The organism is Paenibacillus sepulcri (assembly GCF_042647105.1).
Lineage (GTDB): Bacteria > Bacillota > Bacilli > Paenibacillales > Paenibacillaceae > Paenibacillus_Z > Paenibacillus_Z sepulcri.
Genome location: NZ_JBHRUP010000001.1, coordinates 5,208,647 through 5,235,323 on the forward strand (window position 1 = coordinate 5,208,647; position 26,677 = coordinate 5,235,323).

At 53.4% G+C, this 26,677-nt stretch carries 24 protein-coding genes; 18 read left to right on the forward strand and 6 right to left on the reverse strand.

The genetic code is table 11. The features are described 5' to 3' along the window. Positions 1 to 3: 3 nt before the first annotated feature. The 11 genes from ACFOLF_RS22975 (at position 4) to ACFOLF_RS23025 (ending at position 12,836) form a co-directional block, all read left to right on the forward strand. Entirely contained in the window at positions 4 to 1,140 is a 1,137-nt protein-coding gene (locus ACFOLF_RS22975) for a histidine kinase (protein WP_210038737.1), read from the forward strand. Beyond that, positions 1,137 to 1,736, forward strand: a complete 600-nt coding sequence (locus ACFOLF_RS22980; protein WP_210038738.1) for a response regulator — start codon at positions 1,137 to 1,139, stop codon at positions 1,734 to 1,736. Before ACFOLF_RS22975 ends, ACFOLF_RS22980 begins: the two co-directional genes overlap by 4 nt. Before the next feature lie 12 nt (positions 1,737 to 1,748). Continuing rightward, positions 1,749 to 2,474, forward strand: a complete 726-nt coding sequence (locus ACFOLF_RS22985) for a metallophosphoesterase family protein (RefSeq protein WP_210038739.1) — start codon at positions 1,749 to 1,751, stop codon at positions 2,472 to 2,474. A gap of 447 nt (positions 2,475 to 2,921) precedes the next feature. Continuing rightward, positions 2,922 to 5,144 carry a helix-turn-helix domain-containing protein gene (locus tag ACFOLF_RS22990; RefSeq protein ID WP_210038740.1) on the forward strand — a complete coding sequence of 741 codons (2,223 nt, stop codon included), beginning with the start codon at positions 2,922 to 2,924 and terminating at the stop codon, positions 5,142 to 5,144. Positions 5,145 to 5,471: 327 nt separating this feature from the next. Beyond that, positions 5,472 to 7,040 carry an extracellular solute-binding protein gene (locus tag ACFOLF_RS22995; protein ID WP_379113544.1) on the forward strand — a complete coding sequence of 523 codons (1,569 nt, stop codon included), beginning with the start codon at positions 5,472 to 5,474 and terminating at the stop codon, positions 7,038 to 7,040. 249 nt (positions 7,041 to 7,289) lie between these two features. Further along, complete coding sequence (locus ACFOLF_RS23000) at positions 7,290 to 8,195, forward strand: ABC transporter permease (protein ID WP_379113514.1); 906 nt, start codon at positions 7,290 to 7,292, stop codon at positions 8,193 to 8,195. Positions 8,196 to 8,198: 3 nt separating this feature from the next. Further along, positions 8,199 to 9,086, forward strand: a complete 888-nt coding sequence (locus ACFOLF_RS23005) for a carbohydrate ABC transporter permease (protein WP_210038742.1) — start codon at positions 8,199 to 8,201, stop codon at positions 9,084 to 9,086. A gap of 9 nt (positions 9,087 to 9,095) precedes the next feature. Continuing rightward, on the forward strand, positions 9,096 to 10,052 hold the full coding sequence (locus ACFOLF_RS23010) for a sugar phosphate isomerase/epimerase family protein (protein ID WP_210038743.1): 957 nt from the start codon (positions 9,096 to 9,098) through the stop codon (positions 10,050 to 10,052). A gap of 8 nt (positions 10,053 to 10,060) precedes the next feature. Continuing rightward, a complete protein-coding gene (locus ACFOLF_RS23015; RefSeq protein WP_379113516.1) occupies positions 10,061 to 10,735 on the forward strand; it encodes a hypothetical protein in 675 nt (224 codons plus the stop codon). Next, positions 10,732 to 11,814, forward strand: a complete 1,083-nt coding sequence (locus ACFOLF_RS23020) for a Gfo/Idh/MocA family protein (RefSeq protein ID WP_210038745.1) — start codon at positions 10,732 to 10,734, stop codon at positions 11,812 to 11,814. The genes ACFOLF_RS23015 and ACFOLF_RS23020 overlap by 4 nt, the downstream gene beginning before the upstream one ends. A gap of 26 nt (positions 11,815 to 11,840) precedes the next feature. Then, entirely contained in the window at positions 11,841 to 12,836 is a 996-nt protein-coding gene (locus ACFOLF_RS23025; protein ID WP_210038746.1) for a Gfo/Idh/MocA family protein, read from the forward strand. 230 nt (positions 12,837 to 13,066) lie between these two features. On the opposite strand, the gene ACFOLF_RS23030 is transcribed toward ACFOLF_RS23025, so the two are convergent. Genes ACFOLF_RS23030 through ACFOLF_RS23040 form a run of 3 tightly spaced genes read right to left on the reverse strand, consistent with a single transcriptional unit; the run spans position 13,067 to position 15,658 of the window. After that, a complete protein-coding gene (locus ACFOLF_RS23030) occupies positions 13,067 to 14,050 on the reverse strand; it encodes an aldo/keto reductase (protein WP_210038935.1) in 984 nt (327 codons plus the stop codon). Between the two features lie 60 nt (positions 14,051 to 14,110). Beyond that, positions 14,111 to 14,974 carry an NmrA family NAD(P)-binding protein gene (locus ACFOLF_RS23035; protein WP_210038747.1) on the reverse strand — a complete coding sequence of 288 codons (864 nt, stop codon included), beginning with the start codon at positions 14,972 to 14,974 and terminating at the stop codon, positions 14,111 to 14,113. Between the two features lie 54 nt (positions 14,975 to 15,028). After that, positions 15,029 to 15,658: a TetR family transcriptional regulator gene (locus ACFOLF_RS23040; RefSeq protein ID WP_210038748.1), complete on the reverse strand. Its 630-nt coding sequence runs from the start codon at positions 15,656 to 15,658 to the stop codon at positions 15,029 to 15,031. Positions 15,659 to 15,766: 108 nt separating this feature from the next. Here ACFOLF_RS23040 and ACFOLF_RS23045 point away from each other — a divergent pair, with 108 nt between their 5' ends. Continuing rightward, entirely contained in the window at positions 15,767 to 16,138 is a 372-nt protein-coding gene (locus tag ACFOLF_RS23045; RefSeq protein WP_379113546.1) for a VOC family protein, read from the forward strand. 45 nt (positions 16,139 to 16,183) lie between these two features. Here ACFOLF_RS23045 and ACFOLF_RS23050 read toward each other — a convergent pair whose 3' ends face one another. Then, on the reverse strand, positions 16,184 to 17,341 hold the full coding sequence (locus ACFOLF_RS23050) for an MFS transporter (RefSeq protein ID WP_379113548.1): 1,158 nt from the start codon (positions 17,339 to 17,341) through the stop codon (positions 16,184 to 16,186). Positions 17,342 to 17,701: 360 nt separating this feature from the next. Here ACFOLF_RS23050 and ACFOLF_RS23055 point away from each other — a divergent pair, with 360 nt between their 5' ends. Then, positions 17,702 to 18,283 carry a TetR/AcrR family transcriptional regulator gene (locus ACFOLF_RS23055; protein ID WP_210038751.1) on the forward strand — a complete coding sequence of 194 codons (582 nt, stop codon included), beginning with the start codon at positions 17,702 to 17,704 and terminating at the stop codon, positions 18,281 to 18,283. A gap of 36 nt (positions 18,284 to 18,319) precedes the next feature. On the opposite strand, the gene ACFOLF_RS23060 is transcribed toward ACFOLF_RS23055, so the two are convergent. Then, on the reverse strand, positions 18,320 to 19,333 hold the full coding sequence (locus ACFOLF_RS23060; protein WP_210038752.1) for a CobW family GTP-binding protein: 1,014 nt from the start codon (positions 19,331 to 19,333) through the stop codon (positions 18,320 to 18,322). A 204-nt stretch (positions 19,334 to 19,537) separates the two neighbouring features. On the opposite strand from ACFOLF_RS23060, the gene ACFOLF_RS23065 reads away from it, so the two are divergent. The 4 genes from ACFOLF_RS23065 to ACFOLF_RS23080 all read left to right on the forward strand — a co-directional run bounded on the left by ACFOLF_RS23065 (position 19,538) and on the right by ACFOLF_RS23080 (position 23,267). Continuing rightward, positions 19,538 to 20,851 carry a phytoene desaturase family protein gene (locus ACFOLF_RS23065; RefSeq protein ID WP_210038753.1) on the forward strand — a complete coding sequence of 438 codons (1,314 nt, stop codon included), beginning with the start codon at positions 19,538 to 19,540 and terminating at the stop codon, positions 20,849 to 20,851. Positions 20,852 to 20,927: 76 nt separating this feature from the next. Next, positions 20,928 to 21,839, forward strand: coding sequence for an RNA polymerase sigma-70 factor (locus ACFOLF_RS23070; RefSeq protein ID WP_210038754.1), 912 nt, complete (start codon positions 20,928 to 20,930; stop codon positions 21,837 to 21,839). A gap of 163 nt (positions 21,840 to 22,002) precedes the next feature. Further along, the gene (locus ACFOLF_RS23075) at positions 22,003 to 22,944 is read left to right on the forward strand and encodes a glycoside hydrolase family 43 protein (protein WP_210038755.1); all 942 of its coding nucleotides are present in this window, start codon (positions 22,003 to 22,005) and stop codon (positions 22,942 to 22,944) included. A gap of 44 nt (positions 22,945 to 22,988) precedes the next feature. Beyond that, complete coding sequence (locus ACFOLF_RS23080) at positions 22,989 to 23,267, forward strand: ArsR/SmtB family transcription factor (RefSeq protein WP_210038756.1); 279 nt, start codon at positions 22,989 to 22,991, stop codon at positions 23,265 to 23,267. Between the two features lie 93 nt (positions 23,268 to 23,360). Here the strand turns inward: ACFOLF_RS23080 and ACFOLF_RS23085 are convergent, their stop codons facing one another. Continuing rightward, entirely contained in the window at positions 23,361 to 24,182 is an 822-nt protein-coding gene (locus tag ACFOLF_RS23085) for a methyl-accepting chemotaxis protein (RefSeq protein ID WP_210038757.1), read from the reverse strand. Between the two features lie 308 nt (positions 24,183 to 24,490). Here ACFOLF_RS23085 and ACFOLF_RS23090 point away from each other — a divergent pair, with 308 nt between their 5' ends. Then, entirely contained in the window at positions 24,491 to 26,581 is a 2,091-nt protein-coding gene (locus ACFOLF_RS23090; RefSeq protein ID WP_210038758.1) for a methyl-accepting chemotaxis protein, read from the forward strand. Positions 26,582 to 26,677 lie beyond the last annotated feature (96 nt).

Consider the following 26,677-nt stretch of genomic DNA (forward strand, 5'->3'; position numbering starts at 1 on the left):
CCCATGCAGAAGTGGTATCAGATTTTTCATAAAAACACGGGAATAATCCCTTATGTTTGGGTCGTTCTCTACATTCTTCCTTATTACTTTATATTCCGCTCTTCCTCGACGTATGAGGTCATGGTCGGGGGCATGCTCATCGCCGCTTTTTTTATCTGCTATGTGCTTTCCTTTATTTCAAAGGGCTGGCCGGTATATGTGTGGATCAGCATCCAAATTTTGATCTCGATTGCCATGAGCTTAATATACGGTTACGTATATTTTGCTATATTTTTAGCTTTTTTTATCGGAAATATCAAAAATCGCGCCGGATTTATTACGCTGTACGCCATCCATCTATCCAGCACGATCGTCACCATCAACTTCGGGTTCGTCTCCAAGAATCCCGTTATCATTACCCAGCTGCCCTTCGTGCTTATCAGTCTTATTGCCGTCATTCTTCTTCCGGTAACTACTTACAACCGGAACAAGAGCGACAAGCTGCAGGAGCAGCTGGAGGATGCCAACAAACGGATATCCGAGCTTGTGAAGCTGGAGGAACGCCAGCGGATCGCCAGGGATCTGCATGATACGCTGGGACAGAAGCTTTCCCTGATCGGCTTGAAGAGCGATTTGGCTCACAAATTAATCGCCCAGAACCCGGTTCAGGCCCAGAGCGAAATCGACGATGTCCGGGTAACGGCGAGAAGCGCCTTGAAGGAAGTCAGGAAGATGGTTACGGAAATGCGCGGAACAACCGTAGAGGATGAGATTTTCCGCATCAGGCAGATTCTCAAGGCCGCCGGTATCGAGTTCACGCTGGAGGGAGATCCCAGGCTGACTGACACCTCCCTGCTGAACGAGAATGTCGTGAGCATGTGCCTCAAGGAAGCTGTAACCAATGTGGTGAGACACAGCAGCGCTTCCGCCTGTTCCGTGAGGCTTGATCCTTCGCCCGCAGGCTTAAGAATCACCGTGAAGGACAACGGCGTCGGCATAGGCGATCCCACCACCTGCATGAGAGGAAACGGTCTTCAGGGGATGAAAGAGCGTCTTGATTTTGTGAACGGCAGTCTGGACATTCATTCAGCTGCTGGTACGACCCTTGTGATAAACGTCCCGAACGTCTTGAAACAACAGGTACAGGAGGCGGAGGTATGATTCGAATCGTAATTGCCGAGGACCAGCGGATGCTGCTTGGCGCGCTTGCTTCCCTGCTGGACCTTGAGGAAGATATGCAGGTTGTCGGGAGAGCCAACAATGGCGAGGAAGCCGTCAAGCTTGTCAAGCTTCTTCGGCCTGACCTTTGTATCATGGACATCGAGATGCCCATCAAGAGCGGGCTGGACGCTGCCGAGGAGCTGAAGGGCTTCGGATGCAAGGTGATGATTCTGACCACCTTTGCCCGTTCCGGCTATTTTGAACGCGCGCTCAAGGCCGATGTGCATGGCTATTTATTGAAGGACAGTCCCAGCGAGGAATTGGCGGATTCGATCCGAAGCCTGATGACAGGCCGCCGTATTTATGCATCGGATCTGGTGGACGAGGGCTACAGCGAAGAGAATCCGTTAACGCTCCGGGAGAAGGAAGTGCTGGCGTTAATCGCCGACGGCAAGAACACGAAGGATATCGCCAGCCACATGGACATTACCACAGGAACCGTCCGTAATTATATATCCGTCATTCTGGATAAGCTGCAGGTCACCAACCGGATCGAAGCGATCACACGCTTCAAGGAGAAGGGTTGGTTTAAATAAAGGAGTGAGCTGATGAGAGCAGCATTTATTTCGGATATTCATGGCAATTCCGTCGCGCTTCAGGCCGTTCTGGAGGACATCCGCAAGAAGGCCATCGATCAAATCTATGTGCTTGGCGATCTGTGCTACCGCGGACCCGATCCGAAAGGCTCTCTTGCTCTGGTCCAGTCGCTGCATACCCGCGTTATTAAGGGAAATGCGGACGAGTGGGTCGTCCGGGGCGTTCTTCCAGGGGAGGTTCCCGATAAGGTCATCGACATGATGAATACGGAGCGGGACTGGACGGTGTCACGGCTGGATCAACAGGATATCGGATATTTGAACGGGCTGCCGACCAGGCTTCATCTGGATATGGAAGGCGTCTCCGTCAGCGCGTTCCACGCCACGCCGGACAGCCTGTTCGACGTTGTTCTTCCAGGCGGGGAGGATGAGCTGCTGGAGGAGAAGCTTATGTCGGGGGCGGATGCGGATATTTTCATATATGCTCATATTCATAAGCCTTACATACGTTATATCAAAGGCAGGGTGCTTATGAATATCGGGAGCGTAGGCCTGCCATTTGACGGGATGAAGAAAGCCTCTTACGCCATTGTCGAGGCGGTTCAGGGTTCAATCAGCTGTTCAATCGAGCGTGTTGATTTTGATATCGAAGAGGTTATCCGTCAGTATGGGGAAGGGCAGTATCCCAATGCCGAAATGATGGCAAGAATCCTGCGCATTGCCAGCGTGAATCTGTAGCGGGGCGGAAAAAGCGCAGTCTTCAGGCAGCGTTCCTCCCAGCTGCAGCAGCTTGTTAACCCGGACATCGTCAATTCAATTCCTTTATTCACCATAAAAAGAGGCGCTTCGATTTTTCGAAGCGGCTCTTTTTTTCATAGCATAGGAAAATATAAAATTTTCCATATATTCCTTATATTTGAATTTTTATGCTCCGCCAAAAGACGGCGCCAGCCAATTCTTCTTGTTCCCGGCGAATTTCCCGCTGACAACACTGCGATAACACATCGGGGGTATGATGGAGATAGCCGGCTTTATTTTGTTTGCCAAGATAGCATCCAAATGCCTGTCAGGTTGAGGAAGAAACCAACTATGCCGTCAGAGGAAGGCAAGGCTGTTTCTTTCCTGCGGTATAGGATTCCAAATCCGCTGCCGGTAAAAAGCTCAAATGGAAGGGGCGAGGTTGATATGGAAAACAAAAAATGGTATAAGCGGTTTCTGCTTTCCCACCTCTCGACTCTGTTTGTCTCCGGAGCCGTCATTATCGCGATCGTTTTTGCCGTTACATACAACAATGTGGTCAAGGAAACCGAAAAGACCAACCGCACGTATGCGGACCATGTCGTGGACGGCATGACGACCTCGCTCAAAAATATCGAGCTGATGCTCGCCAATCAGATCGTCAAGAACGAGGCGATCAACGATTATTTCAACGGCAGCGCCTACGAGCCGAGTCTGATCAACTACAAAGCGTCCAGTGAAATTGCCAAGATCCGCAACAACCCGCTGATTCATTCGATTTACTTTTACAGAAACAAGGACCAGATGGTGCTGACAGGCGGATATGCCGCGAAGCTTGAGGACTTTACGGACAGGCAATTTGTACAGGAGGCGCAAAATAAGTCCCAGAGCGTCCACTGGTCGCCCATCCGCAAATATTCCGAGTTTTCGTTGATCGATCCGCCGGAGAGAATTATTTCGATTACCAAAAACTCCATCGGCAATGAGGGCATCATCGTGCTGAACGTAAAGGCCGATCTGCTGCTGTCGATGGCAAGCAAGCTCAGAGGCGGCACCAAGGAATTCATGGACATCACCGACGGGCAGGGCAGCCCGATCTATTCGACGCGTCCCGCCGCTCCGAGGGCGAAGCCGCTCACTGATCTGGAATCGGATTACATCGGCTGGCATTATTCGAGCGGAACGATCAGTACCAATCTGTTTGCTCAGGCTGCGATACGCTCACTGATGCCCTTGGCGATCATTATCCTGTCTCTGGCCGCCATTATTGCGTATATCATGTATGTCACCCGGAGAAACTATCAGCCGATCGAGAACATTGTAAGGCGGGTTTCATCCTATCAGCAGGGGACAAAGGCGGCTAATAGCGACGAGTTCTCGATTATCGAGCACGCATTCGACACGATGATGGTCCGTATGGATTTGATCGACCGGCAGGAGGCCGAGAGCGTGCATGTCAGGCGCAAGCAATTTTTCTATGAGCTGCAGGAGGACGAGAAAACCATCCCCATGCAGGAGTGGCAGGAATACGCCCGTCTGTTCGGATTGCCGGAGGATAAGTGCGGTTTGGTAATCGCGATTATGGAAATTGATAAATATGTCCCTCTGCTGCGTCGTGACCGGCAGGAACTGCTTGCTTCCAAGGAACTGCTGGACAAGGCGGCCGGGAAGTGGCGGCATTCCGGCGCAATGGTCGTCGGCTCGGAGTGGATATCCGGCGACCGGTTGGCTCTCCTGGTTCAGGTTCATCCGGATCCGGAAGCCAAGCCGCGTCCCAGCGACGCCATGATGGAAAGGCTGCGCAAATGGGCGGCGGGCGATCTGGTCTTCTCGGTAACGATCGGTATCGGTTCGTCTGCAGACGATTGGCCGGATATCAAGACGTCCTTCCGCGAGGCGCTCGCCGCTCTTCAATATAAGATGACGGCCGGAAACAACCGGATTATCGTCTATCAGCAAATCAGGGACAAGGAGAATCGCGTCGATTCGCTTTATTTCAAATGGCTGGAGGATCTGATTCATCATTTCCGAATTCCTGCGCCGGCCTGGATGGACGATTTTGCCCGGATTTTCGATCATCTGGAGGAGCGGGTGCTGAGGAACGAAGAGATGCAGCTGCTCCTGAACTATTTGACCCACCGTTTCGCCCGCGAGATGGAGGAGATATCGCCGGAGATCAATGAATATTGGGATACGGTCACCTATCCCCGGATGGCAGAGGCGCTCAAGGAGACGGGGGCGATGACGGAGATTCGGGCAATATATGAGTCGCTGATCGGCGAGCTGTACGATAAATACGTCACGATTCTGGAATCCGGCAGCAATACCCATATCATCTATGATGTGAAAAAGTATATCGAGGACAATTACGCGAATTCCGACTTGTCCCTGAATCATATCAGCGAACGGTTCGGCATGAACGGGAAATATGCCAGCCAGCTGTTCAAGGAAGAATTCGGCGTCAAGTTTGTCGATTTTCTGATCGGGCTGCGCGTTGGCCAGGCGCAAAAGCTGCTGCGTGAAACGGATCAATCGATCAATGAAATTTCGCGGCAGGTCGGATACGAGCATGCCATTTCCTTCGGCAGGATTTTCAAGAAAATGGTTGGCGTGTCTCCCGGCGACTATCGCAGGCTGATGCACCCCGGCAGAACGCAAGAGGGAATGTGAAAAGCGGGAAAGCTAGTCGTTATGCGGGTTTTCGGGGATTTCCGACCTTTCGTATGTTCACTGAATTTCGTTTGCTCTATACAAAACTCCAGGCAGATGCGCCAATCTGCTTTTTTGTTTGTTCCGCGGAAACGTGTAAATTGCCCTGCTTTTTAAGAAGCGCTATAACTTGAGATGCAGAGAAGAAACGGCATGCTCCGACCTTCCTTATGAGGCGCAGTAAGTTTCTTCACTCAAAAATATAAGCAAAGTGCAGGTCGAATTCTATGCTTTCTTATATTTTAAAAAAAGATGGCGAGGTGTTTTATGAGAAGGAAAGGGTTGAGTATGATGCTGGCGGTTGTCGCATCGTTCGGTCTGCTGGCGGGATGCTCGCAGGGCGGGAATGAGGCGGGCAATTCCTCCGCATCGACAGGGGGCTCCGCGGCGAAGCCGGAGCAGGTTACCTTGAAGGTCGGTATTTTCGACAGGGGCAATTCTCCTGCGGGAGTTACCGTAACCGACAATTATTGGACTGATTATGTGCAGACGAATTTCGGCGATCCGAACAACATTAAAGTGGAATTCGTGCCGATCCCGCGTACGGACGCCACCGACAAAGTCAATGTCATGATGTCCAGCGGCGATGCCCCGGATATCGTATTCGCCAACACGAACGTGCTCACATCCTACGGCTACGCCAAGGACGGAGGACTGCTGGCGCTTGATGATCTCATCAATCAGTATGGTCCGAACCTGAAAAAATATCTGGCTCCCACGCTTGACCGCGGCAAGGTGGAGGGCGTTCAATATTCGATTCCCGGCCGACGCGTCAATACGGGCAAATATGAGAATCTCATCCGTCAGGACTGGCTGGACAAGCTGGGATTGCCGATGCCGAAGACAACGGAAGAGGTCTATCAGACCTTAAAAGCATTTAAGGAAAAGGATCCCGGTCAGACGGGCGGCAAGGTTATTCCCCTCGGCTTCTCACTGACGCCTGCATCCATCGAGCCGATTGTCTGGTCCTTCATTCAGGACGGTCTTACGGACGAGCAGCGTTACACGCTGTCGGAGAGCATGGGCTATCCGCTTCTGCTCCCGGGGCATAAGGATGCGGTTGAGTTTCTGAACAAGCTGTACAACGAAGGACTGATGAGTCCCGATTTCGCGCTGGACAAGGATGAGAAGCAGGTCTTCCAGGATGTCATGACGGGTAAAGTCGGCATGTACAGCGACAATCTGGGCAACAGCTACAATGCGACACCGGGCATCGCCAAGGTGCTGACGCAGAACGTCCCTGACGCCAAGCTTGTCCCTGTCGATCCGTATACGAATAACGCCGGCAAGCATCTCAAGCCGGAATATGATCCGACGGGCTTCTTTTTGATGGTGCCGGCATCCAGCAAGCGCGGAGCGGAAGCGATCAAATATCTGGACTGGATGGCGCAGCCGGATGTCCTGTTTACGCTGATGAACGGCGTCGAAGGCGAGGACTATACGCTGGAGGACGGTCTGCCGCACCGCATCGAATCCGATGCGACGAGCAAGCGGATGTACAATTCCAGCGACATTACAATGATTACCCAAGGCGAGGACTTCGGCAGCGACGAGAAGAATTGGGCGGCGGCAGCTGCGGCTGTGCCTGAGGAATTCCAGCAATATGTGAAGGATGCCTACAAGATGTCGCTGACGGATACGATCAATTATGCGAACTTTACGACGCCGATCGAAGCGGAGAACAAGTATATGCCAACGTTGCAGGACAAATACGATGAAATTATCGTCAAGAGCGTGATGGCAAAGCCGGAGGCTTTCAACAAAACCTACGACGATCTGCTCAAGGATTATATGGCAAGCGGCGGCGATGCCATTGTGAAAGAACGCACGGAAGCCTTTCAAGCGATGAAGAATTAACAGCAGGAGCATTAAAGTCCGGTGAATAACAGGCGGAGCAGACGGAAACAGTCTGGAGAAGCGCAAGCTGAAAGCGTTCGTAAGAAAGCTGCTTCGGGAGCATCTACAGGGTACAACAGCGATCTTGACAAGCGACAAGCGATAGATATGCTTGCTGCACCCCGCGAGTATCGGATGATGTTTTTCGCATGCGCAGCCTGTTTTTTCACCGAGCTTTTAATTCGCGAAGCAGCAAGGGAGTGAGCTGGATTGAACAACAAAGGCCTTTATTTCTACCGTAACTGGCAGCTGTATGCCCTGCTGGTCCTGCCGCTCGCCTATTTCCTGATCTTCAAGTACGGTCCGATGTACGGCATTCTGATCGCCTTTCAGGACTACAATCTGTTCAAAGGCGTCAGCGGCAGTCCCTGGGTCGGGCTTGACGTGTTCCGGGAAGTGTTCGGGATGAGCGGCTTCTATGAAGCGCTGCGGAACACCTTCATGCTCAACATACTGGATCTGATCGTATCCTTTCCCGCTCCGATCGTGCTTGCGCTGCTGCTGAACGAGCTGAGCGGACGCCGGTTCAAGAAGCTGGCGCAGACGGCGTTGTATCTGCCCCATTTCCTGTCCTGGGTTATTATCGGCGGGATCATGTATCAGGTGTTTGCAACGAATACCGGTATTATCAATCTGCTGCTCGGCCATTTTGGCATCGATCCGATTCCGTTCCTGACGAACAAATATGACTGGCTTATTACGTATCTGGCTGTCGGCGTCTGGCAGAGCGCGGGCTGGGGGACGATTATCTATCTGGCCGCCATTACCGGCGTCAATACCGAGCTGTACGAAGCCGCCGCAGTCGACGGGGCTGGCCGGATGCGCAGGATGTGGTCAGTGACGCTTCCGGGGATTCAGCCGACCATCGTCGTCCTGCTCATTCTCAAGATCGGCGAAATTGTCCAGATCGGCTTTGACCGGCCGTTTGTGATCGGGAATGTGAGCGTCCGGGATTTCTCGGAGGTGATCAGTACCTTTGTGTACAAAATGGGGATACAGACCTCGCAATTCTCGCTTGCGACCGCCGTCGGTCTGTTTCAGGCTCTGGTCGGCATTGTGCTGCTTCTGGGAGCGAACTATATCGCCAAAAAAATAACCGAAAACGGAGTTTTCTAAACGATGGCTGAGAACACTCGACTGATAATGGCCCGCAAAGGGAGGCCCTTCGAGGCTGTCAACGTAATCCTGATCGTTGTGCTGGTAATCCTCTGCCTCGCTCCCTTGTTTCATATCGCTTCGGTGTCGCTCAGCTCCAACAGAGCGATACTGTCGGGAGAAGTGACGGTTTTTCCAAGGGGCATCAATATGGAAGCCTACCGGAAGGTATTTCAGGACGATACGATGATCAGATCGCTTGGACTGACGCTGGTGATGACGGCAGGCTACACCTGTCTGGCCATGCTGATGACGATCGCTGCGGCCTATCCCTTATCCAAGAGGCTGCGGGGCAAGAAGTTCTTCATGTTTCTGATTTTGTTCACGATGTTTTTCAGCGGCGGAACGATTCCTGATTATTTGCTGATCAGGGGTCTGCACCTGACGAATAATATCGGCTCGCTCATACTGCCGACGATGGTAAATCCGTTCTTCCTGATCATTCTTATCACGTTCATCCGCTCGCTCCCGGCAAGCCTGTCGGAGGCAGCCGAGATGGACGGAAGCAGCCATTTTCGGACGCTTGTCCAGATCATTCTGCCGCTGTCCATGCCGGCGCTTGCCACGCTTAGTCTCTTCTATGCGGTGGGCCGCTGGAACAGCTTTATGGATGCGCTTATGTATATTACCAATCCCGAGCTGTATCCCATTCAGCTCAAGCTGTATCAGGTCATCGTGAACAGCATGACCAACGATCCGCTGTCGATGCAGGGAGACCAGCTGGTCTCGATAATGCCGGAGAGCATTAAAGCGGCAAGCATCATGTTCGCCACGGTGCCGATTCTGATCGTGTACCCATGGCTGCAGAAATATTTTATCTCGGGCGTCATGCTGGGATCGGTGAAGGAGTAGAGACCCGATATGAACAAGGTAACGGACAAGGGAGAGTTTTCGTTTTCTACCTGCTGGAACATCAAGAAGCACCGGGATGGCCGGGCCATGATCGAAGAGATCAAGGGACTCGGGTTTGGCAGCGTGGAGCTGAACTATAACGTGACGCGCGAGCATCTGGAGACGATCGAGCCGATGATTGACAGCGGGGGGATCCGCATATCCAGCGTACATCATGCGTTCCCGTTCGTCGACGACAAGGAGTACGACACGGATTCCGTCATGCTCGGCTTTGAGGATGAAGAGAAACGCAGGCGCGCAGTCGACCTGCTGAAGCAGTCCATTGAATATGCGGATCGTTACGGGGCGGAGGCAGTAGTCGTTCATCCCGGCGAGGTGCCGTTCCCGGTCAATATCGATTCGCAGCTCAAGCAGATCTACCGCGAGCAGGGCCGGGATTCGCAGGAATACCGGGAGCTGTGGCAGGAGATGACGGAGAGGCGGGAGAAGCTTGCCCCGTCGTATCTGAATCGAATCCGGCACAGTCTGGAGGAGATCAGTGAATTTGTCGCCAGAAAAGGCTATCGCGTCTCCATCGGCATCGAGACGCGTGCCCGCTGCTATCAGATCCCGACGCTTCGGGAGGCCGGGGCGCTTATAGAAAGCCTGAAGGGCAGCCCGGTCGGGCTCTGGTACGACATCGGACACGCCATGATGATGGACCGGATGGGCCTGTACGACAATTTGCGCGACCTGCGGGAGGTCAATCCCCATATCGTCGGCGTTCATATTCACGAGACGATCGGACTGTCGGATCACTGGTGCCCGTATGTGCACAGCGGGGATGACGTCTATTTCGACCATTTCCTCGAGGTCATCAAGCGCGCGCCAATCAAGGTATATGAACTGAAATCACAGTGTCTGCCTGAAGAAATCGAACAAAGCCATAATCGTATCACCCAAAAAACAGCTCTCCTGGAAGGATGAATATAACAATGAATAACGAATGGATTTCCAAATACGCCCCATATATTTATTTTGACAACAACGAGCCTTTCTTCCCTGTCCGTGTCGGCGTTACCGTACTGGAAGAGGCGGGACCTTCTCCCTCGACGCGCAGAATTTTCGAATTTGAAGACCCGCAGGTCAAATATCTGATCGAATATGCAATCTATTGGGATTACGATATCCAGCATCTTTACGAGCTGGAGCATGTATGGATCTATGTCGGACATGACGGCGAAGTAGTGGACTGCGACGCCAGCTTTCACGGCCGGCATTTCAAAGGACTGCTCCACGACCGCAGCAATCTGGTGGACGGCACCCATGTCAAGCTGTATTCCCAGCCCGGCAAGCACGCCTTTCTGCCGCAGCCGGATATGTTCTATCTGCTGCCCGAGCTGATGACCTGCACGTATGAAACGGCTGGACGGCGGGGCCTGCTCATCACCGGTCCGTTCGACGGCGTCTATACGACCGATGACGAGACGGACCGGCTGGTGGAGCAGTACTTGAAGACGCGCCGTTTCAAGCCATCCATGGAATTTACCGAGTATCGCATCGATCCCGCCTTGTATGTGACCTGGGCCGAGCTGCATGCGGAAGTACCGCTGCGCATCAAGGACAGATTGGCGGAAATCAGAGAGCTGCTGGGAGGCGACCAGCAATGATGGACAAAGTAAAGGTTGGCGTGATCGGCTGCGGGTCCATCGCTTCCGGCAAGCATTTGCCCTCGCTCAGCAAGCTGGAGCAGGTTGAGCTGTGCGCGTTCAGCGATATCCTGCCCGAACGTGCCCGGCAGGCTGCGGATAAATTCGGCGCTTCCGGAGCCAAGGTCTACGCGGACTACCGCGAGCTGCTGGCGGATGCCTCCATCGATGTCATCCATGTATGCACCCCTAACGACGCCCATGCCGAGGTATCCATCGCGGCGCTGGAAGCGGGCAAGCACGTCATGTGCGAGAAGCCGATGGCGAAGACGGCAGCGGATGCCCGCCGCATGGCGGAAGCGGCCCGCCGTACGGGCAAGAAGCTGACGATCGGCTACAACAACCGCTTCCGTCCGGACAGTCTTTTCTTGAAGAAAATGTGCGAGAACGGCGAGCTGGGCGATATTTATTTTGCCAAGGCGCATGCTCTCCGCAGACGGGGCGTACCAACCTGGGGCGTCTTCCTGGACAAGGACAAGCAGGGCGGCGGGCCGCTTATCGACATCGGCACCCATGCGCTTGATCTGACCCTCTGGCTGATGAACAATTATGAACCGCGCGTCGTGCTGGGTTCGGCTTATCACAAGCTGTCGCAGCGCGAGCAGGCGGCGAACGCCGCCGGTCCATGGGACCCGAAGAAATTCACGGTTGAGGATTCGGCATTCGGAATGATCGTGATGAAGAACGGCGCTACGGTCATGCTGGAATCCAGCTGGGCGCTGAATATGCTCGATACGCGGGAGGCCATCTATACGCTGTGCGGAACCGAGGGCGGAGCGGATGTGAAGGAAACGCTGCGCATCAACGGAGAGAAGTTCGGGCGGCTGTACGATACCGATATTCAATTCAACGTCAAAGGCGCTGACTTCTTCGAGGGCCGCAAGGAAAGCATGCACGACAAGGAGATCCGTCTCTGGATCGAAGCTGTTATGAATGACACGGAACCGATGACCACACCGGAGCAGGCCTGCGTCGTATCCGAGATTATTGAGGCAATCTATGAATCGAACCGTACCGGGAATGCAGTCTATTTTGACTGATCCGGCCGATGGGAGGAAGGGATAAAATGATCCGGACAGCAATATTGAGCTTCTGGCATGTTCACGCCAAGGATTACGTGCTGCAGGCGCAGCAGCATCCGGATATCGCCATTGCGGCCGTATGGGATGAGGATCCGCAGCGGGGACGCATGCACGCGGATACGCATGAGGTTCCCTATTACGACAATCTGGCGGAGCTGCTGGCTGAGCCGGGCATCGATGCGGTCATCGTAACCGCGCCAACGACGCTGCATCGGGATATTATGGTGGCGGCGGCTAATGCAGGCAAGCATATTTTTACGGAAAAGGTGCTTGCCCCAACCATCCTGGAGTGCAATGAAATTATGGCGGCCGTGGATTCCGCAGGAGTCATGCTTACCGTATCGCTGCCACGGCTGAATACGCCGTTTGCACAGGCTGCGCAGGAGGTTATCGGCAAAGGTCTGCTCGGCAGGCTGACGCTGGCCCGCATGAGGCTGGCGCATAAAGGCGCGCTTTCGGAAACCGGGCTGCCGGCGTATTTCTACAGCCTGGAGCAGTGCGCAGGCGGCGCGATGATCGATCTCGGATGCCATCCGATGTATCTGACGCGCCTGCTGCTCGGCATGCCGGAGAGCGTCAGCGCAAGCTACGGTTATGTAACCGGCCGCGAAGTGGAGGACAATGCCGCAGTCGTGCTTCGCTATCCTGACGGTGCTCTTGGTATCGTCGAGGCGGGGTTTGTGAACCCGTTCTCGCCGTTCACGCTTGAAGTGCACGGGACGGAGGGCAGCCTGCAGTATTCCGCTCACAGCCGCAAGCTTATCGTCGCGGGCTACGCTAACGGCGCAGATCCTGTTGTGGAGTGGCCGCTGCCCGACGCGCTGCCAACGGCGTTCGAGCAGTGGGTATCGAGTATCCGCAGCGGAATTCCGGGCACCCGGAATATGGAACTTGCGCTTGATCTGACCCGGCTGATGGAGGCCTCCAATCTGTCGGCGCGTTCGGGCGGAGCGGTAAGTCTGGCCGATCTGAAGGAGTAGCATTTATCAATGACTGTTCGGGCAATCTGCGCTTGGCTTCTTTTAAGCGATGCGGCTTTGAACGAGGGCGCTCCTGGACAAATTATTGTAGAATTCGAAGAAGACCACCTGGGCGAAGTTAGACACCCGGGTGGTCTTCTTTGTTTGAGAAACGAACAACCAGAACCAACAAGTAAAGCATTGCTGACGGGAAGCAGGACAGTGTGATCGTTATCCAGCAGATACGATTTTTACAAGCTCAGGTTATTCATGCCCGCCTCTGCATAACGGGTTCCCTCCGCCACGCCTTTGGGGGCGATTTCGTCGATCAGCTTAAGCTCGTCCGGAGTGAACTGAATCCCAAGCGCGCCTATATTCTCCTCCAGATACTTTCTCCGCTTCGTACCGGGAATGGGCACAATGTCGTTGCCCTGAGCCAGCAGCCAGGCCAGCGCCAGCTGCGAAGGCTGACAGCCTTTAATGGCGGCCAATTCCTCGATCTTGCTGACAAGGTCCAGATTCTTGCGGAAATTGTCGCCCTGGAATCTCGGGGAGTTCCGGCGGAAATCATCCTCCGCAAGATCATCGAATTTCTTAATCTCCCCGGTCAGGAACCCGCGTCCAAGCGGACTGTACGGGACGAAGCCGATGCCGAGTTCCCTGCATGTCGGCAGGATCTCATCCTCGACATCCCGGCTCCACAGCGAATATTCCGTCTGCAGGGCCGTAATCGGATGAACCGCATGGGCTCTGCGGATGGTGGCGGGACCGGCTTCGGATAATCCGATGTATCGCACTTTTCCTTCGCGGACGAGATCGGACATAGCCCCAACCGTTTCTTCAATCGGCGTATTGCGGTCTACGCGATGCTGGTAATAAAGATCAATATGATCCGTTCCAAGCCTGCGCAGGCTCGCTTCGCAGGCAGCCTTCACATATTCGGGACGCCCATTGATGCCGATCATCTTGCCTTCGTCGTTCCATTGGTTGCCGAACTTGGTCGCGATCACAACTTCGCTGCGGCGCTTGGCAAGCGCCTTGCCGACAAGCTCTTCATTCCGGCCTGTCCCATACATATCCGCTGTGTCAAAAAAAGTAATACCCAGCTCCAATGCGCGTTCGATCGTCAGGTTCGATTCCTCGTCGTCCCTTCCGCCGTAGAAAGCGGACATGCCCATACAGCCCAGGCCCAGCGCGGACACTTCAAGATTTTTACCAAGCACTCTCTTATTCATCATTTTCCTGATACACCTCCGCAAAATGGATATTACAGCAAGCTCTTCTCGTTATATTGTTTACATAAGCTTTTTCAAAGATTCCTCTAATGTCACTGAACCCGAGACAAGCTCAGTTCCTTGGCGCTTAAAGTCAATCCATCCGTTATTAAAGCCGTCCAGCATTTCAATTCTGCCATGTATCCGTCCGGCAATCCCGCCCTGGCTGATAAAGAGCTCATCCCAATCAGCACGGGGAATGGAAACGGCCTCTACCTTGCGATCCAGCAGCCTGCCGAGCACAGAAGCAATATCATCGGGGGAATAGGAGTCTGGTCCCTGCAGTTCAAGATAGCGCGTGCCTTCCCAGCTTTGCTGAAGGGTTTCGGCTGCAATTCTGCCGATATCCAACGTCGAAATCATCGGTATCTTACGATCCGATGGGGAAAGGAAAACGGGAATTTGTCCTTCTCTTCGCGCAGGCTCAATATCCCAGAAAGAATTGTCCATGAACCAGGCTGCTCGCAGAAATGCCGAAGGAATAGACAGCCGCCCAAGCTCCTGCTCCAGGATGTGCAGAGATTCAATAATTCCAAGTCCGTGATCGCGATGCGCGCCTACAGAGGACAAAGCAACGAACTTCGGCGGAGCTGCGGCTTCAAGCGCCCTGCGTATGGATTCCGCAACCGCTCTTGTTTCGGGAAATCCATCCTCCGGATAAAAATAAGGCGGATTCATAACGAATACACCTTTCACGCCTGTAAAAGCTTCCTGCAGGGCTGCAGAGTCGCGGTAATCCGCAATCGCCGTCTCGGCGCCGCGTTCATGCCATGCTTTGGCCTTTTCTTCATTCCTTACGATGGCTCTAACCTTCTTGCCCTCCGCCAGCAGCGCCTCGGCTGCAGCACCTCCGACTTGTCCTGTAACACCCATAATGGCATACATCTGTAATCATCTCCTCAAAACAACAACATTATTTGAAGACTGGACCTCTTGCACCTAGGATCTGATTGTTAAACCATTCATCAGCAGTTTCCAGGTAATTTCATAATTGATGTCGGAATCGGATAATTCCCATTCCCCCGCATGACTGGGATGATGGAAACGGGTCGTAGCCAGATAAAATGCCCGTGCGCTCTCCCGCGCATCGCACGGCGCAAACACGCCTGCGGCAATACCGTCTGCAATAATGACAGTCAGCTGTTCCAGCATGTCCTCGACATGACGATGCAGCAAGTCGGCCGCTTCAGCGGTCAGAGCCATATACATGGCGAAGAGCTCCGGATCGGTTAAGGCCCGGCTGCGTTTGAATGCCCGCAGAGTATCCAGCCAGCTTCGCAAGCGGATTTCAGGTTCGTCATTATTGGCTACAATGGCATTCAGCGGCTCCATGACATGGTTCAGCCACCGCTCGGCCATAGCTTCGCGGAGCGCAGCTTTATTGTCAAAATGCCTGTAGATCGCTGCATGACTGACACCGAGCGCCCGGGCCACGTCGGACAAATTGGATTTGGCCATTCCGAATCGCCGGAGAACTTCTTCAGCGGCATCAAGAATGGATGTCCGGGAAATCGTGGAGTCTGCGATGATAAATTCCTCCTTTCCTATGAGGATATAGTACTGTTTCATGTTTCATGTGTCAAGTTACATATTATATATATTGTAACTTAATTTTTGAATGTATAAAAACGCCTGGTGTATTCCCATCCGGGATAGAGACCAGCGACAAATCAATCCATTACTACGTTTCTCATGTTCTCCGGCAAGGCGGAGGAGGCAATGAATTTCTACATCTCTTTATTCGGCCAATCCGAGGTAAACAGTATCATGCACCATGAGGACGGGACGGTCATGCATGCTGTATTCACCCTAAGAGGTCAATCGTTCATGTGTATAGACAGCATCGTCGAGCATGCTTTCACATTCACACCGGCCATCTCCCTGTTCGTATCTTTTAAGACTGAAGAAGAAATCAACCGCGTCTTCGAACGGTTGTCCGAAGGCGGTCAGATCTTGATGCCGCTTGCTCCATCTCCCGTGAGTGAGAAGTTTGGCTGGGTAGCGGATCAATACGGCGTTTCCTGGCAGCTCAACCTGGCAAAAGGTTAATATGCCGGACTGATTCAGCCGTCTTACCGCGAATAACGTAAAAATTCAGGATTGGTTGAGCAGCCGGTCGGTCCGGCGGCGAGTCAGCGCCCAGAACAACAAGGCAAATGCGCTGACCGCTGCGCCAAGCATGCATACACCGTTCCAGCCTGCATGCGCGTAGACTGCAGTCGAACCGGTTGAACCTGTAGCGCTGCCGATGGAATAAAAGATCATATAACCGGCTGTGAGCCGGCTGCGCGCCTCGGGACGAACGCTCATGATCATGCTCTGGTTGGTGACATGCGCCGCTTGTACCGCGAGGTCGAGCAGGACAACCCCAACAATTAAAGCGAATAGCGAATGGCTGATGAAACTGATCGGCAGCCATGAGAGGAACAGGAGGGCAAGCGCGGTTCCGGTGGTCCATTGTCCCAACCCCCGGTCCGCCAGCCTGCCTGCCCTTGCTGCCGCCAATGCCCCCGCCGCTCCAGCAAGCCCGAACGAGCCGATTGCAGTATGGGAAAGCGAGATAGGCGGCGCGCTTAGAGGCAGTACCAGTGAAGTCCAAAGGATGCTGAACGCGGTGAAGATCAAGAGAGCGAGCACGGCGCGGATGCGCAGAACCGGCTCCTGAAGAAACAAGGCGAACACCGAGCGAAGCAGCTGCGAATAGGAAAGCGGCGCTTTCCTCTGCTCATATCGAGGGAGTACCCGGAACAATAAGCAGGCCATCGCCAGCGTCATAGCCGAAGAAATATAATAGACCGAACGCCAGCCTGCCAAATCGGTCAAAATCCCCGCAAAAGTTCTGGCAAGTAAAATTCCGATAACTATTCCGCTTGTCACCAGTCCCACCACACGCCCACGCTCGTCAGGTGCCGCCAACGCTGCGGCATAGGCAACCACAGTCTGCGTCACGACGGCAAGCAAGCCGACAGCAGCCATTCCCGCAAACAATATAATGCCGGTGGGCGCGAATCCGACTATGACCAACGCCAGTACGGACAACAGGAGATGAGTGACGATCAGCCTGCGGCGGTTGACCAGATCGCCAAGCGGGACGAGCAGCAGCAGTCCCAGCGCATAACAAATTTGAGTCATGGTTATGACCATGCCGACGGATGCCTGTCCAATACCGAATTCGCCCGCAAGAGTGTCAAGAAGCGGCTGGGCATAATAAATATTAGCGACCGCCAGCCCGCAGGAAACGGCAAACAGCATTGCTGTGGAACTTTTCAGTGCGGGAACAGGAGCAGCTTCGGATACGGTCTCTTCGGATGCTTCTTCTGTTTCCGGCTGTACGTTGACATTCTCTCCGATGAGGGCCACTCCTTTACCGGATTCCCCATATTCCATGAATCAACAACTCCCCCTGATGAGTGAAATCACGATTATTTCATACTAATTGGTATGTTATGAATTGATGTAAATATAACGATGATGAATATGTAATGTCAAGATAAAAACCCGAAATTATTGATGATAACAAAAAGACGTTTGATAATTGAAGTTGGATTTGACAATAATCCCTGATCATACTAACATGATATTATACTGATTGATATGAAATGAGGTCATAGGATGACAAGGCCACGGGAATTTGACGAGGATCAAGCACTGGATGCTGCGCTGCAGCTCTTTTGGGAGAAGGGGTATGAAGCCGTTTCCTTGAGTGATTTGACATCCGGAATGGGCATTCAGAGGCCAAGCATATATGCGGCCTTCGGCAATAAACAGGGGCTGTTTGAAGCCGCGCTCCGCAAATACACCCGTGACCACTCTTCCAATGCCAGGGCGAAGCTGCAAAACACCGCATCGGTAAAAGAAGCCTTCCGCTCCTATTTTGAAAGCATCGTGGAAGAGGGGTATGATGACGGGCCAAGCAGGGGCTGCTTTTGCATCAATACGATGGTAGAGCTCGCCCCGCATGACAGAAAAATGGAGATCCTGACAAGAGAACATCAGATGTATCTGGCTGCCTTGTTTCAGGAGACGATTGAAAAAGGCATCCGTTCGGGTGAATTTGGGAATGATATGAATGCTCAGGTAATGGCTCAAACGCTGGTGGTGTCGCTGATCGGGCTTACCGTCATGATGAAGTCCCGCCCCGAGCGTTCGTTTATAGACAATTCCGTCAAAACCCTGCTGAACCTGCTCGAATAAGGATTAAGCGCGGGAGGATATACGGTTAATGACCGTTCAAGCCTCAACTTCCGCCTGCCAAAGCCTCGTCCAGCAGGCAGCCAGATCCGTATCGTTCAATTGCATGCCGATCGCGACCAGATAAGGAGTGCCGGGGTAATTGGAGGGCTCCCATACCGATCGCTTCCCGGCATATTGGATTAATTGAATCGACTCTGCGCCTGCGATGCGGATATATCCTTTGGCCCGAACCAGATGCCCGCTCCAATCATGCAGAAATTGCTCCACCTGCTCCCTGCTGACTTGTCCCCCGGCCGGAGAGGGCAGGGTAACGGCTTGCATCTGCGAGTAGGATTCGGCTAAGTAATGATGGGGCTTCGTATGCGGCTTGCCATCAGCGGGGGGATGTCCGCTTAACACACGGAATGGACTCGCTGCTGAAGGCGGCTCTTCATTCGGACGCATGCCGGCGAGCAGTGCAGCGGTATCGATATGGCTTCTGACGCTGTAGAGAATCTCCGCCTTTTCGTTGAGCTTGCGGACCGCTTTTTCAATTTTTCCGGATATATTCGGGTTGATCAGGTCCGTTTTATTGACGATAACAAGACCGGCCGAAGCGATTTGGCGGCGCAAAGTCTTCACAAGCTGACGGTCGGAAGCGAAGATGCTGTTATAATCCAGTACATATTCGGCGTCCAGGACAGTAATGACCCGGATGTCCCCGATACGCTCTGCAAAAGCCGGCCCTTTCGCAATCGCAACCACATCCCCGGGATCAGCCACGCCCGTAAGCTCCAGCAAGAGAATATCGGGTTGTCCCATAAGCAGCGCTTCCAGACTTCCGGCGAGTTCTTCTTTTTTGCTGCAGCAGACGCAGCCGTCGAGCAGCTTCTCGACCTGAACACCAAGCTGCTCGCTTAAAATATTCCCGTCCACGTCCTGTTTGCCCAACTCGTTCATTAATATCCCCGGCCTTATCCCCCGGATTCGCGCCTCTTCCAGCAGCCGCAGCAGCAGAGTCGTTTTGCCGCTGCCCAGAAAGCCGCTCAAGATCATAACTGGAATGGTCATTTCCATTGTATCCTTTCATCGTTTCGTTCATTTCCCTGATCGGGATATACAATAGATATGCTTTAATTATTCGTAATTATTACATAATGGTAAAAAAACAAATCCTTTCTGCCCAGCCGCTCAATGTTTTTTTGAATGATTTGTCACAGCAGATCACCGATCCCCGTCTTGTTTGCAGATCAACCAAATAAGGAGGAGCTTAACATGAAAAATTATGATGCAGCCGTAATCGGTGGAGGAATATCCGGGTTAATCGCGGCGATAGATTTGGCAAGAGCGAAGAAGTCTGTTATTTTACTGGAGAAATCGTCACGTGTAGGAGGGAGGGCCATCACCGTCAACAAGAATGGCGCCCTCTTCAATCTGGGAGGCCACGCGCTTTATCTCGGAGGGGAGGCCTATCCGATTCTGCAGCAGTTAGGCGTAAGTCTGCAGGGAGGGAAGCCTTCTGCAAGCGGGCTGGCCATTTGGCAGAACGGGATTGTCCCGCTGCCGGGCGATGCCCTGAAATTATTATCGTCCCGGCTGCTGACCCTGCCGGGTAAAATGGAGTTTGGACGGTTTATGGTCAAATTGGGCAAAATGGATACCGCCGCCATGGGGAATATCAGCTTGCGGGAATGGGCCGAGCAGGAAATCCACGATCCGATGGTCCGCCATCTGTTCTATGCGCTGTGCAGGACATCCACCTACAGCAAAGACATCGATTATCAACGGGTTGGTCCTGCGGTCCGGCAGGTGCAGCTCGCGCTCAAGAGCGGCGTGCTCTATTTGGACGGGGGCTGGCAAACGATCGTCGATCAGCTTCGCGGGCAGGCGGTGAAGGCTGGAGTAACCGTGCTGAATAATAGGAAGGTATCGCAAATCAGGCATGATAATGGCTCTGTCTGCGGCCTGCTGCTGGATGACCAGGAAGTGCTGAATGTTTCCCGGGTCATCAGCACACTATCTCCGAATGAAACGTCCCGGTTGTTCCCGGGCGCTGAGCAAACCGCGCTGCGCAGCTGGGCGGAGGATGCCCGGCCGATTATGGCGGCGTGTCTGGACCTCTCCCTGGGACGCCTGCCCGTACCCGGCAGACAGCTTGCAATGGGAATTGACCAGCCCGTTTTTTTCACAAATCATTCAAGATCCTCCAAATTGAGCGACAACGGCGAGCAGGTCGTGCATCTTATCCAGTATAATGGGACCGGGGAGAGTGATCCGCGGGAAGACGAACGCAAGCTGGAGCAAACGATGAATCTCCTGCATCCCCATTGGCAAAAAGAAGTGGTCGCCAGACAGTACCTTCCGAATATAACGGTCGTTCACGATTACATGCATATTGGCCGCAGAGACCCCATGCCAGGACCGGCTGTTGCAGGAATAGAAGGTCTTTATGTGGCAGGAGATTGGGCCAGCCATGGAGAAATGCTGGCGGATGCGGCTGCAGCGAGCGCAAGACGCGCATCCATCCAGCTCTTGAAGGAGCTTTCGGCGGCTGGTGAATCGCTCGTCCCCGAGTCCGTCTTCTCCTGAAGAAGCGGAGCGGAAGTGAGGCGGGGGCACCGAAATCATCAACCGGCTCTTACAAAGGAGAGAAAGGGGGCTTCTCATGGGAAATGCCTCATTCACGGATCAAATGTACGCTTCCTACAAGACCTTGCTGTTCACATTGGCCTACCGCATGCTGGGAAGTGTCATGGACGCGGAGGACATTGTGCATGAAGCGTTTCTGTCGTATAACGCCGCAGATTCCGAACGGATTCATAATATAAAATCGTATCTGTGCAAAATTGTAACAAACCGCTGCATCGACCGTCTCCGTTCCTCCCAGAAGAAGCGGGAGCTTTATGTCGGCACATGGCTGCCTGAGCCGCTCGTCACCGGGCAGAGCGGCAGTGAGGATCCCTATGATGCTTACGCCCGGCAGGAATCCTTGTCCATGGCCTATCTTTTATTGCTGCAGCAGCTGTCCTGGGTGGAGCGGGCAGTCTTCCTGCTGCGGGAGGTGCTGCAGTATGAATACGATGAAATCGCGGAGATCGTAGGCAAAAGCCCGGCGAACTGCCGGCAGATTTTCCACCGCGCCAGGCGCAGCATTAAACCACCATCAACGCAGCAGGAGATGGGAAGTTCTGCGGCAGACCGGCTGCCCAAGCCGCAGAATGATCAATTAGCGGACATGGTCAATCAGTTTGTATCGGCATTGACCAAAGGCGACGTCGGCCAGTTAATGCATGCCTTGTCCCATGACGCAGCTCTTTACACGGACGGCGGGGGCAAAGTATCCGCCGCGGTCCTGCCTATCCTGGGTCCCGATCGGATATCCCGTTTCTTTGCCGGTGTATTGAAGAAACTGCAGCCCGGCTTCTCCTACAAAACCGCAATGGTTAATGGTCAACCCGGAATCGTTACGTACGAACATGACAGTCCCGCCAGTGTTTTCACCTTTCTTATCGAGGATATGCGCATTTCCGCCATTTATATCGTCGTTAATCCGGATAAGCTCAGACATATCAGATAGCTTGCTTCGCGGGAAGCCTGGAGCTCCTTCGCCCTCCCGGGATCACAGCCGCCAGTCTATAATTGCTGGAGCATGGCAAGCGGCGGGAAAATCATCTACAATAAGAAAAAAACCATCGTGAAGACTATGGTTTTTTTCTGCAGCCAAGGAGTGAAAATATCCCATGACGATTTCAGGCAGCAATGACAAACGCACAGCAGGCAATCCGATTTTCCCGGGCTGGTATGCCGATCCGGAAGCCCGTATTTTTGAAGGAAGCTACTGGATTTATCCTACCTACTCTGCCCCGTATGGGGAACAGGCCTTCTTCGACGCCTTTTATTCCAAGGATCTGGCAGAGTGGACGAAGGTTGACGGAATTCTCAAAATGGCCGATATTTCCTGGGCGTGGCGCGCTATGTGGGCGCCTTCCCCGATTGAACGCGGGGGCAAATATTATTACTATTTTGCCGCCAACGACATTCAGAGCGATGACGAATTGGGCGGGATTGGCGTTGCCGTAGCCGATAAGCCGGAAGGACCGTTCCGCGATGCGATCGGCCGGCCGCTGATCGATAAATTCCATCACGGCGCGCAGCCGATCGATCCCCATGTCTTTATCGATGAGGATGGCAGCGCCTATCTGTATTATGGAGGCTGGGGACGCTGCAATGTGGTCAAGCTGAACGAGGATATGATCAGTCTGGATACATTCGGGGATGGAGAGGTGTACAAGGAAATAACGCCGGAATTGTTCGTCGAAGGGCCGTGCATGATCAAGAGGAACGGCAGCTATTATTTCATGTGGGCGGAGGGCGGCTGGGGACAGCCGGACTATTCGGTCGCTTATGCGGTCTCGTCATCCCCGACCGGCCCGTTCGAGCGCGTAGGGAAGATTTTGCAGCAGAATCCCGATGTCGCAACAAGCGCAGGGCATCATGGGATGATCCAGATTCCAGGGCAGGATGAATGGTACATCGTTTACCATCGGAGACCGCTGACGGAGACCGACGCCAATCACCGGGTCGTCTGCATCGACCGGATGTATTTCAACGAGGACGGCACCATCCAGCCGGTCGCGATTACCTTCGAAGGGGTTCAAGCCCGTCCTTTGCCGGAAGATTAATAGCGTACTCCTGACAAACCCATAGGAAACGGAGATCAAGCCTAATGACCCCAATGACAGACCAGCAGTTTACGCGGATATCCCGTGCTCTTGCGGAGCCGCGGCGTTATCAGATGCTCAGGGAAATCGGAGCCAGCAGCGTCCCGTTACCCTGCAGCGACCTGCACGAAACCCACCGTGTCAGCGCCGCGACGATCTCTCATCATATTAAGGAGCTTGAGACGGCTGGCCTGGTGGAGATCATCCGCGAAGGCAAGTTTATGAATCTCGTTCTCCAGCGCCATGTGCTGAGAGATTATTTGGAGCGGTTGTCGGAGATATAGATGCATGAAACGGCATCCCTTGGGAGAGACCTTGGACAATCTGTCCGATGAACTTCCAAGGGGTGCATTTTTATGGCGAGGAGCCAAGAGGGGTTACAATTTATGGGCAAAATCGTTTAAGCGGTTTGTCATTTCCTGGATTTCTCTGATAAACGCCGATATTTCCTCTGTCGATACTGCCTGCTCCTGGCTGATGGAAGCCACCTGGCTGATAGCGTCCCCGATCTGCTGTGTCACTTCCTTCAGGGACAGCAGCGTTTGGCGGATATTCCTGGTCGAATCAATCGTTTCCTGGGACAGCTTGCGGATCTCGCCGGCGACGATGCCAAAGCCCCTCCCCTTGTCCCCCGCATGCGCTGCTTCAATCGAAGCGTTCAAGCCGAGCAAATTCGACTGATCGGCGACATTTTTAATAATCGACACGACCTGATCCGTCTTCTCCACATTCTGGCTCCCCTGCTGCGACAGCACAAGCAGCTGACGGTTGAGATCGGCTATGATGTTGGAGCCGCTGACAGCCTTGGCGATTCTTTCGTTCGCTTGGGACAGGGCAACCACGATATGGTTCGAGAGTTCGATCAATTCGCTGTGCCGTCGAATTTGGACGGCCAGTCCGCCGATAACGACGCCTTCGTCATTGTGAACCGGAAGAGCCGTGCCGGTGAACTCGAAGCCGTAGAAGCTGGCCGGGACATCTCCCTCGAAATATTTGTTTTCCAGAATGGCGGCCGCAAGCGGCTCATCCGGATTCAATTGCTGACCGACGCCGATATGGAGGTCGATATTTTCCCCGGGATAGTAGGCAATGAATTTTGTAAGATCGCATACTGCGATAGACATATCCGCGGGCACGGCGGCCTGTATGACAGGCAGCAGCGCAACGAGGCTTTCCAGCGAGTTGACTTTGTTGTTCATCTATTCAGTTCCTCTCTTTTCTAAACCGCATCTCATTCTTCCATTAATTAATATCGTCGGGAACCCTCTCAAACATAATACAGCCTCTCGGAATTTCCCGCAGTCTCCTAACTAATGCTTTTGGACCTATACATTGATGATATTTTCCGCCAAATCAGGCCCTCAAGATCCATTGATCTTGGGGGCCTTTTATTCCTAATAAATAAAACACAATGCGTTGACGGTCAATTAATGCTTTGGACCTATAATTTTGAAGGAGGACATCTATGCCAAATGGTTCATTCTGAAAGGATGCAGAGGAGATGCGTATGAATTTTATAAAAAAGATTTTCCTGAAACGGCTGCAAACCAAGCTGATGGTGCTGGCTTTACCGGTCCTGCTGCTCATCACCCTCTCCTTGTCGTGGATCAGTTACACCTTCGCCAAGTCTATGATTGTGAACGAAATCGAAAGCAATATGGACAGCCGTCTCGAGGAAACGATGCAGGGGATTGAGAGCAAGCTCACAGCTCATATCCGAATTCCGCAAACGTTGGCCCGCATCGTGGAAGCGAACGGCACGGATATGACGGAGGAGGCCTATCGCAGCATTCTGCTGAATTTGCCGGATCTGAATACGGACACGCTTGGCGTCGGCGTATGGTACGAGCCGAATCGGTACAAGGCCGGTAGGGAATATTTTGGGCCGTATGCTTACAAGGATGGCGATCAGACGGTATATACGGAGGAATATATGAATGCGGACTATGATTACCCGCATTGGGAATGGTATCAGAACGCGACCGATACAAAGGAGAGCGTTGTATTCACGGACCCGTATTATGATGAGACGACGGACACGACGATGTTCACAGCGACCGTACCTTTCTATGACAGGCAAAAAAAGCTGCTTGGGGTCACCACCGGGGATATCAGTCTGAACAGTATGCAGGCGATGATCCGGGATATCCGCGTAGGCAGCAGCGGGCAGGCGTTTCTGGTGGACAAGCAGGGAAATCTCATTGCCGGTCGTAAAGAAGGCGGCACGATGCAATCGGATAATATCGATAACGCCAATTCTACTTTCGCCCAATTAAGGCTGGAAATAACTGAACGCATGTCTCAGCGGGATCACGACGGTGTATATCAGGGGACATTCGAAGAGGGAGAAGGACCCGTTGCGGTCTATTACAAGCAAATTCCGGAAACCGGCTGGATACTGGCACTGGCAGCCCCGGAGCGGGAATTGTATGCGCCGCTGAAGGAACTCCTGAACAGGATGCTGATTGTCATCGCCATTGCGCTGCTGGTGATGGGCGGCGCGGTTATTTGGTTCAGCCGCTATATGACCAAGCATATCGGGCAGATGAACCGGCTCTCGTCCAGATTATCGGCCGGTGATTTTACCATGCGGCTGGACATCCGCACGGGAGACGAGCTGGAGCAGATGGGGGATAATTTCAACCGGATGGTGGCGTCGCTCAAGGAAACGATGCAGAGCATTACGCGAAGCTCGGGCGAAGTGGCCATTCATGCGGAACAACTGCATGCGGGAGCAGCGGAAACGGTCAAAGCAACCTTCGAAATATCCGGCTCCATCACCGAGGTTGCGGAAGGAACGGAGCAGGAAGCCTTGATCATCCGGCAATTGAAGGATATGTCCGATGAGATCGCAGGCGGCATGGGGCAAATTGCCCGAAGCGTGGAGGAAGTCAGCGCTTCGGCAGATACGGCATACCATACAGCGGCAAAGGGCAACGAAGGCGCCTACGAGCTGATCCGTCATATGCAGCGCATCCATATCGCTGTGGATGCTTCCGCAGGGAATGTTGCCCGGCTTGAGGAGAAATCGAAGCGGGTGGAAGAGGTCGCTTCCCTGATTGCCTCAATTGCCGGGCAAACCAGCCTGCTGTCGCTGAATGCGGCAATCGAAGCGGCGCGCGCCGGCGAGGCGGGCCGGGGCTTCGGCGTTGTCGCCAGTGAGGTGCGCAAGCTGGCGGACCAGGTGGCAGACGCAGCGGTGCAAATCGGGACAACCATCATGGAAATCCGGATGACAGTTGCCGAAACGTCCGCATCCATGAAGGATAGCGTTGCGCTTGTAAATGCCGGATTGACAACGGCAGGTTATACGGGACAGTCATTCGATCACATTACGGAGTCGGTGGAAGTCGTGAACCGGCAAACCCTTGAGGTATCCGCCGCAGTGGAGCAGATGTATTCCGCCATGGGAAGTATGACCGCATCGATGGACCAAATGAACGGCTTGACCCAGGGGACAGCCGCCCGCTCCGGCAATGTGGCCGCGGCTGCGGAGCAGCAGTATGCCACGATGGAGCAGATGTCCGCATCGGCGGATATCATTTCGCGGCAGGCGCAGGAGCTGAGGGAACTTGTGATGCAGTTTTCATTCGAGTGATTCCCATACAGAGCATGATGAGGCGGGGCCTCTGCTGCTCTGTATTTTTTTATGTATAAGCTTCACTCACTCTTGTTCATGTCTATAAAAGCGAAG

Bases quoted from the DNA above. Each gene is read 5' to 3' on its own strand.
- ACFOLF_RS23005 (WP_210038742.1), top strand. From the start codon at position 8,199: ATGGCTGAGAACACTCGACTGATAATGGCCCGCAAAGGGAGGCCCTTC.
- ACFOLF_RS23060 (WP_210038752.1), bottom strand. From the start codon at position 19,333: ATGACCATTCCAGTTATGATCTTGAGCGGCTTTCTGGGCAGCGGCAAA.
- ACFOLF_RS23030 (WP_210038935.1), bottom strand. From the start codon at position 14,050: ATGAATAAGAGAGTGCTTGGTAAAAATCTTGAAGTGTCCGCGCTGGGC.
- ACFOLF_RS23020 (WP_210038745.1), top strand. From the start codon at position 10,732: ATGATGGACAAAGTAAAGGTTGGCGTGATCGGCTGCGGGTCCATCGCT.
- ACFOLF_RS23075 (WP_210038755.1), top strand. From the start codon at position 22,003: ATGACGATTTCAGGCAGCAATGACAAACGCACAGCAGGCAATCCGATT.
- ACFOLF_RS23050 (WP_379113548.1), bottom strand. From the start codon at position 17,341: ATGCTGTTTGCCGTTTCCTGCGGGCTGGCGGTCGCTAATATTTATTAT.
- ACFOLF_RS23090 (WP_210038758.1), top strand. From the start codon at position 24,491: ATGAATTTTATAAAAAAGATTTTCCTGAAACGGCTGCAAACCAAGCTG.
- ACFOLF_RS23085 (WP_210038757.1), bottom strand. From the start codon at position 24,182: ATGAACAACAAAGTCAACTCGCTGGAAAGCCTCGTTGCGCTGCTGCCT.
- ACFOLF_RS23065 (WP_210038753.1), top strand. From the start codon at position 19,538: ATGAAAAATTATGATGCAGCCGTAATCGGTGGAGGAATATCCGGGTTA.
- ACFOLF_RS22990 (WP_210038740.1), top strand. From the start codon at position 2,922: ATGGAAAACAAAAAATGGTATAAGCGGTTTCTGCTTTCCCACCTCTCG.
- ACFOLF_RS23015 (WP_379113516.1), top strand. From the start codon at position 10,061: ATGAATAACGAATGGATTTCCAAATACGCCCCATATATTTATTTTGAC.
- ACFOLF_RS23010 (WP_210038743.1), top strand. From the start codon at position 9,096: ATGAACAAGGTAACGGACAAGGGAGAGTTTTCGTTTTCTACCTGCTGG.
- ACFOLF_RS23035 (WP_210038747.1), bottom strand. From the start codon at position 14,974: ATGTATGCCATTATGGGTGTTACAGGACAAGTCGGAGGTGCTGCAGCC.
- ACFOLF_RS22980 (WP_210038738.1), top strand. From the start codon at position 1,137: ATGATTCGAATCGTAATTGCCGAGGACCAGCGGATGCTGCTTGGCGCG.
- ACFOLF_RS22985 (WP_210038739.1), top strand. From the start codon at position 1,749: ATGAGAGCAGCATTTATTTCGGATATTCATGGCAATTCCGTCGCGCTT.
- ACFOLF_RS23055 (WP_210038751.1), top strand. From the start codon at position 17,702: ATGACAAGGCCACGGGAATTTGACGAGGATCAAGCACTGGATGCTGCG.
- ACFOLF_RS23025 (WP_210038746.1), top strand. From the start codon at position 11,841: ATGATCCGGACAGCAATATTGAGCTTCTGGCATGTTCACGCCAAGGAT.
- ACFOLF_RS22975 (WP_210038737.1), top strand. From the start codon at position 4: ATGCAGAAGTGGTATCAGATTTTTCATAAAAACACGGGAATAATCCCT.
- ACFOLF_RS22995 (WP_379113544.1), top strand. From the start codon at position 5,472: ATGATGCTGGCGGTTGTCGCATCGTTCGGTCTGCTGGCGGGATGCTCG.
- ACFOLF_RS23070 (WP_210038754.1), top strand. From the start codon at position 20,928: ATGGGAAATGCCTCATTCACGGATCAAATGTACGCTTCCTACAAGACC.
- ACFOLF_RS23040 (WP_210038748.1), bottom strand. From the start codon at position 15,658: ATGAAACAGTACTATATCCTCATAGGAAAGGAGGAATTTATCATCGCA.
- ACFOLF_RS23080 (WP_210038756.1), top strand. From the start codon at position 22,989: ATGACCCCAATGACAGACCAGCAGTTTACGCGGATATCCCGTGCTCTT.